This is a genomic window from Bacillus sp. S71 (genome assembly GCF_016625265.1).
Lineage (GTDB): Bacteria > Bacillota > Bacilli > Bacillales > Bacillaceae_G > Bacillus_A > Bacillus_A cereus.
The window spans coordinates 146,751-163,494 of sequence record NZ_JACVUW010000004.1 but is presented as its reverse complement, the minus strand read 5'-3'; the positions used below and the strand labels follow the sequence as shown (position 1 = coordinate 163,494).

Genomic DNA, 16,744 nt, shown 5'->3' with positions numbered 1-16,744 from the left:
GAAAGCTGCACCTATATTTTTGGTGTAGCTTTCTTCTTTATTTTATTAATCAGCTCTATGTACTGAGTATCCCCATATCCGATTGTTGGAAAAAGATAAAACAACTTTATTAATAATTCACGAGTTGATAAATCTTTATTTTTAGAGATGAATTTCATTACTGCATTATCTTCTGTTAACATTTCTAAAAATAAGTCTATAGCCTGATACATTACAGGTGGTACCTTATGAGAGGTCTTTTTATGGTTTACTAATACTTCATTGTATATAGAAGAATAATTCCCCAATTCAAGTTCAATTTGATTTACTTTAAATTCATCCTCTCTAAAGCTATTTAAGTATACCTTCCCTTCATAAGCAGACTGTTCAAGATGAGAAAGTATGGTAAGTAGGTTCATTTGGCAAAACATATCTTCACCAAACCATAGAACAATACATTTATACTTTTTCGTAAAAAGGTTTTCTAACGGATCTATAACCTTTTTTATATAACTTTCTACTGAACTGTTATGTCCTTTCGCTCTTGTTTTAATAAACTCTTCATTAAAAACTTGAGTAGTAGCCGAGTTCACACACATTGCCTCATTAAATGGGGCATAATCAGAATCACCCATTAGCTTTTCGTTTTTAAATTCTTCATACATAACTTGACCATTTAATATGTTAAGTACCTCTTTATCAAATAGCTTACTCTTCCTATCTCGTAACTGTTCAACCTCTATTTTTCTAGAAATATTCATTTTAAATGCCCCTTCTTTATTTAAATTTAGTTTAACAAATGATTGGATAGGCATTTTGTTAAGTTGGTATTCTCTTGGATTCATTCCAAAAACATTTTTAAAACTTCTACTATAAGCCTCTTGGGAAGAGTAATCGTAATCCAATGCGACCTCAATTATCTTCCTACCATTCTTTAAATCTTCCGTAGATAAATACAACCTTCTAAGAAGAATATAACGTCTAATACTGAAACCCGTTACTTGATGAAATTTAAAAGAGCAATAATAAGGAGAATACCCCATGTAACGAGATAATTCATCTAATGAAAATCTCTTTTTTAAATTGCTTCCAATCCAATTAATCATCTGCTGTATATGTTCATTCATTTCCTTCACTCCTTATTTAAAAGTATAGGAGAAGTGCGTTTCTTTCTTTTGATATTTCTTGTGTTTTATAACATGAGCCTTTCTCTAAAATCTTTATAATCTATATATAAGTATTAATTTTATATTTTTTCATCTATCTTATTTTGTCATACCTTCTATTCATTTTTCAATTTAGCGTTAATGAGTATGTTGGCAACACCTTACTAATTATTAAAGGTCAATTTACATCATATTTCATTTTAAAGGATTTCAAAAATTAAACACGAATTTTATAAAATAAAATTCTTTTAATTCCCAAGTTAAAAAATTAAGGTTTGGAAAGGACGTTTCAATGAACAAGCTAGAAAAAGAAATACTTCAATTCATAAATGAACAGTATCCGTTGAATTTTATTAACATTAAGCCAATAACAAATGAGATGTATGAATGCCTTACAGAACAAGGTACATACTTCAGTAGAATTACAAACTACAAAACATATGAAGAACAGATAGAAGAAGTTATATATACGAATTTTTTATATCAAAATGGTTTAGGTGTTCCACCAATAATCCCTTCATTACAAGGGAATTTTGTAGAAAAATTCACATTAGACAAGGAGATTTTTGCTGTATTATATAAAGCTGCTCCTGGTATACATTTACCAAGGTCTGAATGGAATTCTAATATATTTAAAAAACTTGGTAAACAAATTGGAAAATTACATCGTATATCTAAAAGCTTTGAAAAGATTAAACCAGTAAAACATATAAACGATTGGTATGAAAATGAAGAATATAATTTTCTTAAATATATCCCTAAAGAAGAAAATACAATAAGAGAAATTGCATCTGACGTTTTAACTTCCATAAAAGAGCTACCAAAATCCCCTTCAAATTACGGCTTAATACACGGAGATTTATGGTTAGAAAACATTTTAGTCGAAAATAATTCAAACTTAACAATGATAGATTTTCAAGACTGCGAAAAACATTTTTACATATTCGATTTAGCCGTTCCTATTTATAGTGCGATAGAATATTCATTTGCTGGAAATGGGAATATCGTAGACTATGAGTATTCTATTACAAAAGCACTATTTGAAGGCTACCAAGAGGAAAATGAGCTACCAAAAGAGATGAAAGACAAGTTTCCGTTATTTATTAAATTAAAGGAGATTTTTGAATATAGCTTAATGCATATGTATTGGGATAAAGAAGAATTAACGGAGGAACAAGTACGGATTATGAACCTTTATAGGATGAAGATCGAAAATAAGAATACCTATATCAATATTTAAGAATGCTGTTGTTTAACTGCAAGGAAACTTTGGTTAAACAACAGCATTTATTAATTAGCTGACAACCTTTTTTATGACTTATAAATACTGATTCAATAATCTTCTCAAATACACTTCATTTTGCGGTGATACTTTTTCAGAAAATCTAGCTGCAATAATAATAGGAGCCCATTGAAAAACTTCATCTCTTGATATGCCGGTACGACTGCAATATATATGTAAATACATCTCAGCTAATTCTACCGAAGATTGTGAGTACAACAAGTATGTTCGAAATACATCTGCGCGAATATCACCTGAACTAGCATCTACCCAATCTATAACTTTCACTTTCTCTTCCTTACTCAAAATCAAATTAAATGGATGAAAATCTCCATGACATAGCCTAAAATCAAATGTAATAAAATCTAATTTTTGTAATATCCCCTTCTTTTTGCGTTCATCCAATTTATGCACAGATTTAATTTGACGCTCTAACCTTTCCCTCATTAACTCCATTTCATCTGTATTCACATGTATAGCATGAATCTTTTTTTGCTCATTAACACAAAGGCCGATATAACGCTCTGCCTCATTTAAATTATTAAGCAGAAGATCACCAATGTTGTCCCCTTTTACATGTTCCATAATAATTGCCTGTCTATTTTGTATCTTTGTCACTTCAAATACGTTTGGAACTGGCAGCCCGCATGTATAGGCATATTTTTGTTTTTTTGCTTCATTCATAGACTCTGTATCTGGGAGGTAATCTTTAAATAATTTTACAACCTTATCATCAGTTAAATAAATTTCTGCAGTATTCCCTTTTGCAATTGGATTACCTAGATTCACTTCATTTCTCTCCTTAAAATAAATTTGAATAACGCTTAATCCTTTTCTTTGCATTCACTCTAATCATAACGAAAACCTTCTTCACGAAGATATAAAAAACTTACCACTTTCTATCCTTAAATAGAAAGTGGCAAGTTTAGTTCTTTAGGAATATTGGAATGAAACTCTGGTGTATACACAATAGAAAATGAATATCCCTGCTCAATAAATGATACTTCATTATGTTTACATTCAAAGGGAACATTATTTATCTTAAAGTTATTATGGATTCGCTGTAAAAATGCGACGTCTGGTGTTCCGAAAGAAACGTGTACTTTCGGTGATAGAGCTTTCATCGCGATTGGAATCCAAGGTCGCTGCCACCAAGTCGCGACGATATATGCAGTGCCACCTATAACAAAGTTAAAAATATCCCCATCTTCCATCGTTTTCATATTTAGATTTGATTTTAACCATTCCGTAAAAACAGGTACACTCTTAACGGGAAGACCGATTTCCCTTACGTATAAAATGTTTAAAGGTGAATATGGTACTAATACATCTTCTTTAACATAACTATGCGCAATAATTTCGAGTAGATTTCCATCTCCGTCTTTAAAGTATAAATTGAATAGACCATTCTCTTCACCAATTACATTTCCATTTTGCCATTTCACAATGAGTAATCCAGAGTCGTTTAACCACCTCGCTGTTTCATGGAATTTTGAATATGGGATTTCAAAAGCAAAATGTGCAGGTGCGATTGGTTCATACACTTCTTGAAAACTAATTGTTGTATAAGGTGTTACTTCAAATTGAATGAAGGATGCTGTTTCTTTTTTTATTGGAAAAGATAATATGTCCTTATAAACTTGTTTTACCCCTTCTATGGAAACCGTTTGTAGTTTTATATCTGATATATGTGTAATCACTTTACATTCCCCCTCATTTCTTATTATCTATTCGTATTGTATTACACTTATAAATAGATAAAATCAAACGGAAGGATGGATTTTTCATATAGAAACTACAACTTTAGTATGATTATGTTAGCTCCAATTATTTTTTATTTCCGCTATAACAATTTCTGGTTTATCCCAGTGCAACATGTGTGTAGTATCAGGAATTACTTTTACTATACTGTCCGTTTTCTCTTTAAAAACATTTGCTGTCTTATCTCTATAATCCGCCCAAACTTGTGGGACTGTAGCTCGAAGTAATACAATATTAGCCAGTAGCTTCTCATATATATCTATTGTTTCATCTTTATGCATACCTCTTATTATATTACTAGCTGTATTTCCCCTGGCATGCCACCATACTTTATTATCCATTTCGATCCCTAGATCCTTTACAGCAACTTCTAACAATGAAGACCACCTAGTATAAGCTGCTTTTTCACTTTTGAAAAATTCGTCCCAATTATTAAAAACGTATTCATCAAAGTCCTTTTCATAATAAGCAATTTCTTCTTCCAACGTTTCTTCTTTAAGCCTTTTTGTTTGATATCCACCATCAATAAGAATACTTCCTTGTACTTTTTCTGGATGATTTAACAAATAAAATAACGCTACAAAACTTCCCCATGAATGTGATAGAAAATAGAAGTATTCGATTCTCAATTCATTTATTATTTCATTTAACCAATTTGCTAAATTGTGCATCTCATAATCTTCTGTTCTTTCAAATGGGGGTGTTTTACCATGTCCAGGTGCATCAACGGAGATAAATCTATACTCTTCTTTTAATTCCTCAGCAATTTCTATAAAACTTAAACTCGTACTACCTAATCCATGTAAACAAAAGATAACGGGCTTCTCATTATTCCCCCATTCAGTAATATGTACATTTATTTTTTCATTGCTAATATAGTAACGTTTCAAAACATTTATCCTCCATATTTTGATTTTTTAATTTACACTTTATTTATTTCTATTATTTTCAAGTATTTCCTGTATTCTTTTCCACACAAAAAGCTGCTTTTCTTTAAATGAAAAGCAGCTTTTACACTAAAATACATTATAATTTAACAGCAATAATCATAAATCTTTTTGAATTAGTACGAATCCCTTTTTCAGAACTATACGTATCAATGAACTTTTGTAAAATAGTAAAATCCTCTTCCTGTTCTCCAAATCTAGGAATAATAGGGGTATGTTTTAATAAGAAAATGAGATCTTCAGACCTACTGTAATAATCAGTAACATCATATTCACGTACTTGCACGAGATCAAATCCTGCACTAATAAGTTCATTCATATACTTTTCTTTTAAAGTACCATCCCGTTCACCTAAGCATTGTCCTCTACCAAATGCTTCTTTCAGGTTTAATTTATCATTCTCACTTACTTGTTGTGTTAAGAAAAAGGCATCCTTTTTCATTACTTTCGCTAACTCAGATGCCAGAAACGGGGCATGACAACTTGAAGCAATATCAAAATGTGCATGTGGAAATGTTAAAGCTTCAGAACCCATTTGAAGAAACTCAACATTTTGTACACCTGATTTTTTCAAGTTAGAATGTGCCGTTGCAATCATGCCGTTAGAATTATCAATTCCAATTAGCAATTTAGCCGAAGATGCTATGCAAAGTACATTTTCTCCTCCGCCTGTACCAACATCAAGTAGAGTGTCTGATGGTTTACATCTTTCTTTCACTTCTCCATAAAAGTCCCATATATCTCCTACAGTTTCACATTTTATTTTACTAAAATCCCATCCATTTAATCTTCCTACTTTATCATAAAAGCTTTTGTACTCTAAATCATTCATTTTATTACTTCCCCTTTGTTACTATGCATGAAATATTTAATCCTGCAGCCTCCCGAATTAGACTCATAGTTTATATTTTCGTAAATCTCTTTTTATATCCGGTACAAATCTTTCAGTTTCAAACAACTACTTCCTTTGAGCAATACATAATTTCATCTATCCCACCTCAATTAAAAGATTATATCTACGATAACATCATCTAAGTATGTATATTATAAAATGCAAATTATTGAAATAGCAACTTTCTGTTTTTTAATTTACATAATAAATTTACAGTAAACTCCTATTAATATATTCTAAATGTTTCCTTCCCCAACCACACATACTATCCAAAACTACACTTACCGTTTTTCCATGCTCAGTTAAGCTATACTCCACTTTAGGTGGTATTTCTTGATAAATTTCGCGTTCTATTAGTCGATCTAACTCTAATTCTCTAAGTTGCTTCGCTAATGTGCCCTGAGATATGTCTGGTATTAATCGCTTTAATTCACCAAATCGTTTCGTTCCATCTGTTAGCAAAATAAATAAAATGAGTGGCTTCCATTTTCCACCGATTATTTGTAATGTCGCTATTACCCCTTTTAACTTTGGTTCTTGTAAATCCATTTTTCTCACCTCTCTCCTCAAATCATAAATGATAATGAATAATTTTTCATATTATTTATCCGTACGACAAGCGATTAGTACGAAATTTGCGACTAAGTACAAATAAAGTGCGTACTTTTCAATACTCTTATTTTAAAGAATAATAAAAGCAGCACAGATTTATTTTAATTTTATATTAAGGGAGAGGCTTAATCATGTCTTTTACTTCATTAAAAGATAAACAAATCATTATTATTGGCGGGAGTTCTGGTATTGGATTAGCAACAGCAAAACAAGCAATCGAACAAGGAGCACATGTGATTATTGCAGGACGATCTGAAGAAAAACTAAAGAATGCTCGAGAAGTAATAAATAACAATCATCTTCAAACTTATGTAATCGATAATCAGGATACAAACCAATTACAAGATTTCTTCAAAAAGGTTGGGAATTTTGATCATTTGTTCACACCAGGAGCTTCTTACACACTTGGACCAATAACTGCTACAAATGATATTGCTGAAAGCAGCTTTAGCGGAAAGTTTTGGCCACAATATTATGCCGTAAAATATGCAATTCCTTTTCTTTCAAACTCTGGATCGATCGTGTTAATGTCCGGTGCATTTAGTCAAAGACCACTTAAGGGTGCACCTGCTTACGGAGCTTGTAATGGTGCTATTGAAAGTTTAGGGAAAGCTTTAGCTGTTGAATTAGCTCCTATAAGAGTTAATGTTGTTTCTCCTGGAACAATACGGAGGGAACACGAACAAAACGAAAATAGACTAACTGCTTATGAAGCTTATAAATCTCTTTCTCTTGTAAAAAGGCCTGGGCATAATGATGAAATTGCACATACTGTTCTATATTTAATGCAAAATAGTTTTACTACAGGCAATGTATTGTTTCCTGATGGAGGATACACATACCATTAAAATATTTAAAGCAAAAGCCCCTTATAAAGGTGGCTTTTGTTACTAATTTAGAAACTGCTGAAATAATACAGGATCCTCCTTTAAAAGTTCTGCTAAAAACATAAGTTACGGATAAGGTTGTAAGATTAAGTCTATATCCATTTTTTCTTTCAATATAGCTATTCCACCTTGCTTAATATAATCTTTTAGTGTTATTTCCTTACTACAAATTAGCCTAATATCGCTTAAAGAGAGTAACAGTAGTCCATTCGTTTCAGAAGATGGTTTAGGTAGCATCTTTGAATAGGCAACATACATGATAGATAAACTCTCATCTGGACTATCAATAATTAATATTGGATTGATCTCATTTTCTACCTTTATTTTCTTAGATTGCGCATTCCAGTTCTCTTTATAATATGTACTTGGTGAACTCAAAATAGTAATATTGATAGTAGCTTCTTCTCTCACTTCTCTTTTAGCAGTTTCTACTGCTGTTTCATCCGCTTCTTTATGTCCTCCAAGTCTTACTACACCTAATGTATCACCTTTACTCGTTGGTCCAACCTGAAAAACAAATAAATTCTTATACATTACATATGCACCAGATGTTCGTACATTTTTATCTATATGTATCAATATTTTCCCTCCTAAATTAACCATCTTACAAACTAATTTACTATAATTTTATTATGTTATTAAATTATGTTCAATCCAACACACAGTATCAAGTAAATTTTCCGCTATATAATTAGGCACCGTTTCTATCCACGAATTTCTATACTTTGTTAATGAGCTTTCTCCCCATCCTCTTCGTACCAAAATCTTTTTTCATATTCGCCCTTTCAGCTGCAATCATATCCGTACTCCCTGTATCTCCAATAAGAAAATAGTCTCTTAACCATAGATTATGTTCTTTCGCTGCTTTTAAAAGTAAATCTATATTTGGTTTTTGGCAGTCACGGCCTGTCTTGATATTTATGGATATATTTATAAAGAAAAAAGGCATATAATTAATGCCTTTTTTCTTTATCATCCTTTAACTGGATAACAAACTTCTGTAACCCACTTATTAGGATCGGATTCCATCGCTGGGCTCACATGATAAATATTAAACATCGGGCCTGCTAATTTGTAACCTTCTGTCTCAATCCACTTTGCTGCAGCCTCATTTACAGCTGTCATCTGTTCATAACTTCCATTAACTGTTATAGAAGCTACATTAGTCGATTCCATATTTTTAAATGTAACGTCTTTTGTATTTTCGTGCTTACCTAGAATACTTAGCTGTATTTCTATATCTACATCATTTTCTTTGTATTCACGATCATGGAAAACCGCAATACTATAACTCGGTTGGGCAATACTAATATTTTTCATTTGAATTTCTTGCATTAATACACTCCATAAATCACCTTCGCAATTATACGATGGAATAATCTTTCTAACACTAGCTACAGTTCTTTCTGGAATTTCTTTTATTGAAACATGATAATTCATCTCAACAACATCCTCTCTCATCGTTTTCATTGAGTCTTCGAGGAGACGTAATTGTTTTTGGAGGTTATTCATGTCTTCTTTAATTTGAGCACTACGATTTAAAAATTGCTCTTTTATGCTATCTATATTATCGCATTCTATTATTTCTTTGATGGTAGCAATATTAAACCCCATAGCTTTTAATGTTTGAATTTGATTTACCTTTTTTAATTGGTCAGCTGAATAAAATCGATATCCACTCTGCTCATCGACTTTTACTGGTTGTAATAATTCCACTTTATCGTAGTGTCTCAACATACGTATGCTAATGGAAGATAGTTTAGAAAAATCCCCTATTTTAAACATGATTTCCTCCTATAAGTTACATCTACTTTGAAGCTCAACTTTATCTTAAACAATGACATTGTGTGAGAGTCAACTGTTTATAACACTTGAATTATATTTCTTTAATTATTTATCCTTATACCGTCTTATGCCTATAAAGATTGATAATAATCCGTTCACAGCTAATAAAATTACTATAATACTTGTAAGTAAACCAACATCTGCCGCAAATATTTTTATCGTACGCCATGGTGAGCTTGTACTATAAGTAAGAAGTGGGATGAAAATAATAGATAATAGTAGGAATAGATTCCCTATGAATAACCAAGTTAGTTTTTTTACAGTTTTCTTATGTTTATATTTTTTAATTAACATAATTGAAGAAATGAAAAGCGCGAGTATAACTGTACACATAACAATTTGTGTAAACGGTATACTTTTATGGGGATCAACCGGTTCTTCTTCATTCAAAATACTAATAATCCCCTTTTTTAATACTGAAAGTGCTGGTTCTTCTAATACATGATTTTTATTTGTTAAAATCACACCACCCCAGCCACTATTATTTAAAGTAAATATTTCTGCACGAGCATCGGGCGTTGATCCTGAATGCCAAATCATCGTTTCGCTTTCATTTATACTTGTTGTTCTTAATCCAAAACCATAGCTTTTTTCTGAATTTATGTTATAAAGTGGTGACAGATAAAGGTCAATGTTTTCTTTCTTTAAAAATTGAGTGTCTTCTTGCCGATTCAAAAACATAATAAATTGAATCATATCTTCCAAATTCGCGGTAATATAACCATACGGTGCCCCAGCATTATCATAGGACACTACACTTTTTCTTGGTATGCCAAACCACGACTGATAACCTGTTAAATAGCCTTTTTCATATGCAGTTTCTTTACTTGCTGACGCACCATTCATATTTAATAGCTGAAAAACATGTTTTTCCATATATGAGGAATATGTATCATTTGTAATTTCCTCAATAAGTGCACCTAAAACAATATAATTCGCATTACTATATTGATATTTTTCTCCTGGTAGAGCAGTTAATTTTACATTTGAAAGTCTCATTACATTTTCTTTTAATGCTGTAGAACTTTTGGATTGCTTATCTGATATTAATAAGCCTTCATATGTGTTTATTCCGCTTGTATGAGTTAAAAGGTGTTGGATTGTTATAGATGAGGATATTTGAGAATCTTTTAGTTTAAACCAAGGAAGATGTTGTTGAACTGAATCCTCTAATTTTATCTTTTTGTCTTCTATTAATTTCACTATAGCTAAAGCTGTTAAAGATTTGCTTATTGATCCGATTGCAAATGGTGTTTTACTAGTTATTTTTTTTTCAGATTCCCCAGTAATCCCCCACGTTTTAGTGAAGAATACATCTTTATTATGTACAATTGCAACAGCAGCCCCTGGAATATTCTGTTCTTTTATAAATTTTTCAATATACTTATCTAAAGTAGCTTTAATATCTTGCTGAGCATATGATTTTGGATGAATGATACATAATACTATTACATTACAAAGAATATAGATTTGAAATAGTTTATAGATAGTTTTCTTCATTATACTTTAGATAGCTTTCTTTTTTTATAACTTACTAAGCTAATAAACACTACTACAGAGAGCATAAAGCTAATCATTATTAATAAAACGTTCCACCATTGATTCTCTGATATGCGATATAAAATATTATAATTAAATGTATTTTTGCTATTAGTTGAATTAAATGATTCAGTTAAAAATATTGAAAATGTAGTTTGCGAGATGAGGTAAGTAATAAATGCGATGAATATGCCACGTAAGATAAATGTGTTGAATTTTCCTTTTTCATTTTGAAGTTGTTTCATTTTAACTTGTAAATCAATTTCATTTATTTCTATAAAATCTTTAACAAATAATTGAGGGGTACCTAAATCATCTATACTGTCTTCACCATGTTCACGACACTCTTGAATATGTTCTAATATTTGTCGCTTAATATTTTCCCTTTCTTCTAAACTAATATCGTATTGCTTTAATTCCTTAAGTACGTCTCTTAAAAATTGCTTTTCTTTACCTATCAATTTATTCCTCATTTCAGAAGGTCTCCTTTCAAACCGCTTTTTAATAATGTTTGAATGTCCAATTGCAATTCTAACCACTCATTAATTTTCTTCTCAAGACGTATTTTCCCATTTTCATTAATTTCATAATAAATCCTTACTTTACCACTGTCTGTTACCTCTTGATAAGTATTAACCCACTCTTGATTTTTCAACTTAGTTAAAATAGGATAAATACTTCCTACTCCTTTCAATTTTAAATTGTTTATTTCAAGTTCTTTCATAATCTCATAACCATAACTTTTCTTTTTCGACAAAATAGATAATACACACATTTCTAAATGACCTTTAATTAAACTTGTTCTATCCATAGGATAAATTTAACAGAAATATATACTTCATTCAAGTATATATTTCTGTTAAATTCAAAAAATCAGACAATGCAAAATAGATTAATAAACAAAATATATCACTTACGAACCGTTTTCAACCTTAATTTTAGATTTTATAATATAATAATTACATAATATATTAATCGTTTATCACTATTAGTTTTTTATCTCTCCTTCCATATTACTTCTTTTCTTATTGAAAAATATTGTATGGAGACATAAAAATACTAAAAGATCCAATTTCTTAATTTTGATATTAAGAAATTGGATCTTCTTTCATTACCTTGTATTAGTCATACTGCGCTAATATATACATTATAAAGAATATATGTTTTATTAATTTATGCTAATAACACATAAACTAATAAAATTTACTGATTACTCTCAAGACATTCATAAACCGCCATCATATCTCGTTTATTCAACTCACGAATACGATTAAAAATTGGTATTTGCGCAACAGCTTCTGTTAATAAGCTTTCATCCACAACATCACTAACTTTTCCAGTTAACCATGTTTGTACATCCACGCCCTCAACAACTTCTTTTAACCCTTCGTCATTAATACCACTTGCATTACAAGTTACACATGGAATTGTTAGTTTAAAGACACCATCATGTAGATTATCTTCGGTTATCACTTTCTTACCTTTACAAAATGGACATGGATTACTTTTTTTAATTTTATTAATTTGGGTAACTAATTTTTTGTAACCAAATGCTTCGTATACATACGTAAGTTTTTTATATTTACCATTTGTGAAATACTTATCTATAATGGTTTCTCTCGTTTCATAAACATTAGGGAAATCACAAACAGTTACCTGATTATTAACACTAATGGATTCGATATTTCCTTTTATTTCGCCCCAGAATGGTAAGACATTTTGTAACACCATTTCATAGTTTGAAAAGCTTGCTTGTTCTAATTCAAACATTTTCAATGCAACTTGTGCTTTTCTTGGCAATAAAGAAACATCTTCTGTCAATACCATATCGCCACCAACAATAGACTTCAATTTAACAAGTGCCGGTAAATCACCAACTGTTTTCAATACTTTATTAATAGGCTGATTGATTATTTCACGAATATCTACGTTACCAAATTTAAGTGGTTTATGATGATTTAAAACCGTCCCCTCACAAATTGGACATTTCATCATTTTTTTTGAACTCTTAATTTCTTCTTTAATAGGTGCTTTTGAAATAACAATATATCCACCAATAATTGTATTAAACCCTACCCATGTTCTGCGTGTCTTTCCTTTTTTATCATAAAATGATTTTTCAAAATATCCGTACCAAAACGTATGCTTTTCTTCTTCTGACATATCATTATAGCTTTTTGACAAATCGTGACCAAGCTCATTTTTTATTTCTTCGAATAGAAATTCTATTTTTTCATGCTGATAAAATTTTAATACCTTCATGATTTCTGGATCGAATAGCCCATCCCAAAATGGAACACTTTTATCTTGAATGGCAATATCTTTATCAAAAACTTCAATTTGAAGACGTCCAGAACAAGATGGACAATGATTGTCCTGTGAATAGAAATCAAAACTTCTCGTATCTTTATTAATTGGATGAGCAGCTACAATATGATTAATTAATCCACCAATCTCATATAAGAAACTATATTGACTATATAAATGTCTTTCAAGATCAATAGCAACAACAGGTGCGATTGTATCAGATTCATATTCACCATAAATTAACCTAGCCATTGATGATAAACTTTTTAAAATACCGCCCTTATAAACGTTTTCGGCATTTTTAAAATAGTTAATATGATTCCCTTCTAAATAGTGAACTCCTTTTTTCTGCTTAAGCATTGAAGAGATGTTTATTTTCTCTGTGCTATTCACATTACTTTTTTGACGATAGTAATCCTCATGATTAACAACATCCAAATGCTCTACAGATTCATTCTGCCTTTTTCCAAAATCAACTATATAATCAGAGCTTTCTAACATGTAACGATTATGCTCAATCATAATGGTTGAAACTGATTCATCTTGCAGAATACCTCTAATACTATCGATAAATTGATTTAAAATATTTTGTGATAAACCTTTTGAAGGCTCATCAAAAATGAATAATGTATGTGGATTTCTAGTGTTTGCAAATAATTCCGAAACTAAATGAACACATTGAAACTCACCTGTCGATAATGTTTGTGTTTTTCTCTCTAATGTTAAATAGCCAAGTCCTAATTTAATTAGTAGGCTCAAACGTTTATAAGCGATATCTTCATTTGGAAGTTCATCAATAATATCCTCAATCGAGCGCTCAAAAATATCATCAATGTCTTCACTATACTTTGTTAGTTTCTTTTTAATATCTAGGAAAGTTGCTACAGTTGATCGACTTGTAATTGATTGATTTCGGTCTTGTCCCACCATAACTAATTTATCTTTTGGATATCTTTTCAAGAAATCTGTAGCTAGACATTCATTGACAAGTGTAGATTTCCCACATCCTGATTCTCCTGTAACCGTTACAAGCCTGTTTTTAGGAATTTGAAACTCCTCCATTTGGATATTACGGCAATATAAATCATAGAATGTATAATATTCTGTTGGTATTTCTTTATTTCGATCCCACAGTATTGACTTTGGTCTTGGTGATTCTTTCACAATTTTCCCGCCATATTTTCCGCTACCAGGTCCAAAGAACAATTGCTCATCAGTTGTATCTAGTACCGTATCTGAATGATCAATAAGCCAAATTTGATTTTTACACCCTAATCGTTTAATCTCTTCCAAAATTTTCAATAATGTTTCATGATCAAGTCCAACTGAAATCTCATCAATAATAATTACAGCATTTTCACTTACTGCCATGAATTCGGCCAAATAAAGTCGTGTTAACTCTCCACCTGATAACGTACCCATAATTCGATTTAATGTTAAATAACCAATGTTCATATTAATAATATTTTGCAGTATATGCTGTTTTTCTTCACTAATATTTAACTCTTTTGCTAGTGAAAGAATAGATTCAATACTTAAATCATTAATATTTGAGATTGTATGTGGCTTGTCCAGCAAATTAATTTCATGTTGTTCAATTTCTTCACTATAACGTTTTCCCTTACATTTTTTACACTCAACATTTTTTGTAGTACCACGGCCTTTACAACCAGTACACCAGCCTAATTGATTATTAAATGAAAAGACCTCTGGAGAAAGATTAAATACCTCAGCAAGTTTTTCCCGAACCTCTGTAAAAACACCAGTATGAGTACCAATCGTTGAACGCGGATTAGACGAAATCGATGATTTTCCTAGAAAAAGTACTAAAGGCATTTCTTCCATCTTAATGGCACTAAAATTTGTTTCCATAATGTTAGGAAATAAATATTGATATTCAGCCTTTGGCAATAAAGAAACTAATCGTTTTTTTGATTCTTCACCAATTGTTTGGCAAAAAGTTGTTTTACCCGATCCAGATAAACCAGCAATTCCAAACGATTTATTAAACGGTATAGTTGCATCTAATTTATTTATGTTATTAGCAATTAATTGATTTACTTTCATATTAACCTCTATTCTTATTTATTCACAAAAGCATTTTTAAAATATAATAATTACATAATGAATATTACCTATTATGCAATTATCCTCTCGTTTCATGAATCTTATCCTTGTATATTTCAAACCATTGTTGCCATTCATCTTTAGAAAATTCTTTCTCTTCTCCTTTTAAAACGTAAGAAAAAAGATTTAAACAAATATGCCAACCAGCTATATCTCTCGGTGTATGATCTGTTAATTCATGAATGTACTCTTTAAGAAGTAACAAAGTACCATTCTCCTCTTTATGTATTTCAAATCGAACACGGTCTTTATCCCAAGTAAATTCAAGTACTGAGTTTAGTTGACATTCTAAAATATCAATGTTTATGAATGAACCGTCCATCATGTCGAACTTTATTATTCCACCAGTTTTAAGGCTTTCAATCTGTAAATTGGACATCCATTTTTTCAGCTTACTGTTTTCTGTTAATACAGACCAAACTTCCTCTACCGTATATGGAAATTCGCGTTCAAATTTTACAATATATCCATCAGTTAGTTTCCCAATTTCAGCTATCATTTTGATTGCCTCCTTATATAGAATGTATGTTCTCGCTTTATTTTACACGAATATAAATATAAAATAAATATTTATGACAACGAAGTGTTAATTTAAAGTGAATGGTGCTGAGAAAAACTTAAATATTTTCTAAATCGAGTTATATAATATTGAAAATTAAATATAGATTTACGTACAAATAAAAAAGCCGCATTTGCGACTTATGAAATCATAGGATTAACTCCTGTTTTGTTGTATGATTAACGCTTAATCGCATCGACAATTAGCGATGGAAAACCAAGTTTATCGCCTTTATTTCTAGAATCATACCTTTTCGAACGGAAAATAACACCGTCGTTTGCATCCCATTCGTTGTAATAAAACCGACCATTTTCATCACAATATTCAAGTAAAACTACCTCGAATCCAGCAGTTTCAAACATTTTCGTTAATGTTATATAATTATGAACGATTTTATGACTTGCTGCTGGATGATCTTTCGGACCGGGTCCCCCTATTTGAACTATATTTTGATATGCCTCATCCTGAAAGAATGCATCAGGGACTCCGCACCGAATATGACCATGGTTTTAAAAATTCATAACAAATTTCAGCTGCTCTTACACCTTCTTCAAAAGTAAGGTGTTCCCATACATGCTCAGCTAAAATAGCTGAAATAGAGTTGTATTCAAATCTTTCTTCCCACGTAGCTTTATCTAGTAAGTTAAGTTCATCTTCTTGCGTTTGAATCCAACCTGGATTATTATTAAACACTCCAGCTCCGACAACTACTTTAATTTCGTCTTGTTTTATTGCCACCATGTTCACCTCTTAAATATTTTAATTCATTAATATATTCTATGTTTACTATTATCCTTCCTCCTTTAACAAATTTAGTACCATGAGTCCAGTACAATACCGA

At 30.8% G+C, this 16,744-nt stretch carries 15 protein-coding genes and 2 pseudogenes; 2 read left to right on the top strand and 15 right to left on the bottom strand.

Translation table 11 applies throughout. The features are described 5' to 3' along the window. Window positions 1–11: 11 nt before the first annotated feature. Window positions 12–1,106: a helix-turn-helix domain-containing protein gene (locus IBT51_RS11000; RefSeq protein ID WP_200458330.1), complete on the bottom strand. Its 1,095-nt coding sequence runs from the start codon at window positions 1,104–1,106 to the stop codon at window positions 12–14. 331 nt (window positions 1,107–1,437) lie between these two features. Here IBT51_RS11000 and IBT51_RS10995 point away from each other — a divergent pair, with 331 nt between their 5' ends. Then, window positions 1,438–2,385, top strand: a complete 948-nt coding sequence (locus IBT51_RS10995) for a phosphotransferase enzyme family protein (RefSeq protein WP_053564427.1) — start codon at window positions 1,438–1,440, stop codon at window positions 2,383–2,385. 78 nt (window positions 2,386–2,463) lie between these two features. On the opposite strand, the gene IBT51_RS10990 is transcribed toward IBT51_RS10995, so the two are convergent. From IBT51_RS10990 to IBT51_RS10970, 5 genes are all read right to left on the bottom strand, one after another. Then, complete coding sequence (locus tag IBT51_RS10990) at window positions 2,464–3,216, bottom strand: aminoglycoside phosphotransferase family protein (protein ID WP_088022923.1); 753 nt, start codon at window positions 3,214–3,216, stop codon at window positions 2,464–2,466. A gap of 116 nt (window positions 3,217–3,332) precedes the next feature. Further along, complete coding sequence (locus IBT51_RS10985) at window positions 3,333–4,127, bottom strand: VOC family protein (protein ID WP_053564428.1); 795 nt, start codon at window positions 4,125–4,127, stop codon at window positions 3,333–3,335. A gap of 117 nt (window positions 4,128–4,244) precedes the next feature. Further along, on the bottom strand, window positions 4,245–5,078 hold the full coding sequence (locus IBT51_RS10980; RefSeq protein WP_078401761.1) for an alpha/beta fold hydrolase: 834 nt from the start codon (window positions 5,076–5,078) through the stop codon (window positions 4,245–4,247). Window positions 5,079–5,214: 136 nt separating this feature from the next. Further along, a complete protein-coding gene (locus IBT51_RS10975) occupies window positions 5,215–5,967 on the bottom strand; it encodes a class I SAM-dependent methyltransferase (RefSeq protein WP_078401762.1) in 753 nt (250 codons plus the stop codon). A 270-nt stretch (window positions 5,968–6,237) separates the two neighbouring features. Further along, the gene (locus IBT51_RS10970) at window positions 6,238–6,585 is read right to left on the bottom strand and encodes a winged helix-turn-helix transcriptional regulator (protein WP_140155519.1); all 348 of its coding nucleotides are present in this window, start codon (window positions 6,583–6,585) and stop codon (window positions 6,238–6,240) included. 185 nt (window positions 6,586–6,770) lie between these two features. On the opposite strand from IBT51_RS10970, the gene IBT51_RS10965 reads away from it, so the two are divergent. After that, window positions 6,771–7,487: an SDR family oxidoreductase gene (locus IBT51_RS10965; RefSeq protein ID WP_078401764.1), complete on the top strand. Its 717-nt coding sequence runs from the start codon at window positions 6,771–6,773 to the stop codon at window positions 7,485–7,487. Between the two features lie 42 nt (window positions 7,488–7,529). On the opposite strand, the pseudogene IBT51_RS10960 reads toward IBT51_RS10965, so the two are convergent. The 9 genes and pseudogenes from IBT51_RS10960 to IBT51_RS10920 form a co-directional block, all read right to left on the bottom strand. Then, window positions 7,530–8,105 (bottom strand): annotated as a pseudogene (locus IBT51_RS10960) (NUDIX hydrolase). 139 nt (window positions 8,106–8,244) lie between these two features. Continuing rightward, window positions 8,245–8,502: an HAD hydrolase-like protein gene (locus IBT51_RS10955; protein ID WP_234472619.1), complete on the bottom strand. Its 258-nt coding sequence runs from the start codon at window positions 8,500–8,502 to the stop codon at window positions 8,245–8,247. Then, window positions 8,499–9,311: a MerR family transcriptional regulator gene (locus IBT51_RS10950; RefSeq protein ID WP_078401766.1), complete on the bottom strand. Its 813-nt coding sequence runs from the start codon at window positions 9,309–9,311 to the stop codon at window positions 8,499–8,501. The genes IBT51_RS10955 and IBT51_RS10950 overlap by 4 nt, the downstream gene beginning before the upstream one ends. Before the next feature lie 105 nt (window positions 9,312–9,416). Beyond that, entirely contained in the window at window positions 9,417–10,871 is a 1,455-nt protein-coding gene (locus tag IBT51_RS10945) for a serine hydrolase domain-containing protein (RefSeq protein WP_088022914.1), read from the bottom strand. Next, window positions 10,871–11,383: a DUF1700 domain-containing protein gene (locus tag IBT51_RS10940; protein ID WP_001244707.1), complete on the bottom strand. Its 513-nt coding sequence runs from the start codon at window positions 11,381–11,383 to the stop codon at window positions 10,871–10,873. Before IBT51_RS10940 ends, IBT51_RS10945 begins: the two co-directional genes overlap by 1 nt. Then, window positions 11,380–11,721: a PadR family transcriptional regulator gene (locus IBT51_RS10935; RefSeq protein WP_000376286.1), complete on the bottom strand. Its 342-nt coding sequence runs from the start codon at window positions 11,719–11,721 to the stop codon at window positions 11,380–11,382. Before IBT51_RS10935 ends, IBT51_RS10940 begins: the two co-directional genes overlap by 4 nt. A gap of 392 nt (window positions 11,722–12,113) precedes the next feature. Then, window positions 12,114–15,284 (bottom strand): ATP-binding cassette domain-containing protein, encoded by a 3,171-nt coding sequence (locus tag IBT51_RS10930; protein ID WP_200458331.1) that lies wholly within the window; start codon window positions 15,282–15,284, stop codon window positions 12,114–12,116. Window positions 15,285–15,363: 79 nt separating this feature from the next. Further along, the gene (locus tag IBT51_RS10925) at window positions 15,364–15,843 is read right to left on the bottom strand and encodes an SRPBCC family protein (protein WP_088114703.1); all 480 of its coding nucleotides are present in this window, start codon (window positions 15,841–15,843) and stop codon (window positions 15,364–15,366) included. A gap of 239 nt (window positions 15,844–16,082) precedes the next feature. After that, window positions 16,083–16,644: pseudogene (locus IBT51_RS10920) on the bottom strand (class I SAM-dependent methyltransferase). Window positions 16,645–16,744: the final 100 nt, after the last annotated feature.

What these genes read in the sequence shown, in the direction of transcription:
- IBT51_RS11000 (WP_200458330.1), bottom strand. Translation starts at nt 1,106, where the DNA reads ATGAATGAACATATACAGCAGATGATTAATTGGATTGGAAGCAATTTA.
- IBT51_RS10995 (WP_053564427.1), top strand. Translation starts at nt 1,438, where the DNA reads ATGAACAAGCTAGAAAAAGAAATACTTCAATTCATAAATGAACAGTAT.
- IBT51_RS10975 (WP_078401762.1), bottom strand. Translation starts at nt 5,967, where the DNA reads ATGAATGATTTAGAGTACAAAAGCTTTTATGATAAAGTAGGAAGATTA.
- IBT51_RS10965 (WP_078401764.1), top strand. Translation starts at nt 6,771, where the DNA reads ATGTCTTTTACTTCATTAAAAGATAAACAAATCATTATTATTGGCGGG.
- IBT51_RS10955 (WP_234472619.1), bottom strand. Translation starts at nt 8,502, where the DNA reads ATGATAAAGAAAAAAGGCATTAATTATATGCCTTTTTTCTTTATAAAT.
- IBT51_RS10950 (WP_078401766.1), bottom strand. Translation starts at nt 9,311, where the DNA reads ATGTTTAAAATAGGGGATTTTTCTAAACTATCTTCCATTAGCATACGT.
- IBT51_RS10945 (WP_088022914.1), bottom strand. Translation starts at nt 10,871, where the DNA reads ATGAAGAAAACTATCTATAAACTATTTCAAATCTATATTCTTTGTAAT.
- IBT51_RS10940 (WP_001244707.1), bottom strand. Translation starts at nt 11,383, where the DNA reads ATGAGGAATAAATTGATAGGTAAAGAAAAGCAATTTTTAAGAGACGTA.
- IBT51_RS10935 (WP_000376286.1), bottom strand. Translation starts at nt 11,721, where the DNA reads ATGGATAGAACAAGTTTAATTAAAGGTCATTTAGAAATGTGTGTATTA.
- IBT51_RS10930 (WP_200458331.1), bottom strand. Translation starts at nt 15,284, where the DNA reads ATGAAAGTAAATCAATTAATTGCTAATAACATAAATAAATTAGATGCA.
- IBT51_RS10925 (WP_088114703.1), bottom strand. Translation starts at nt 15,843, where the DNA reads ATGATAGCTGAAATTGGGAAACTAACTGATGGATATATTGTAAAATTT.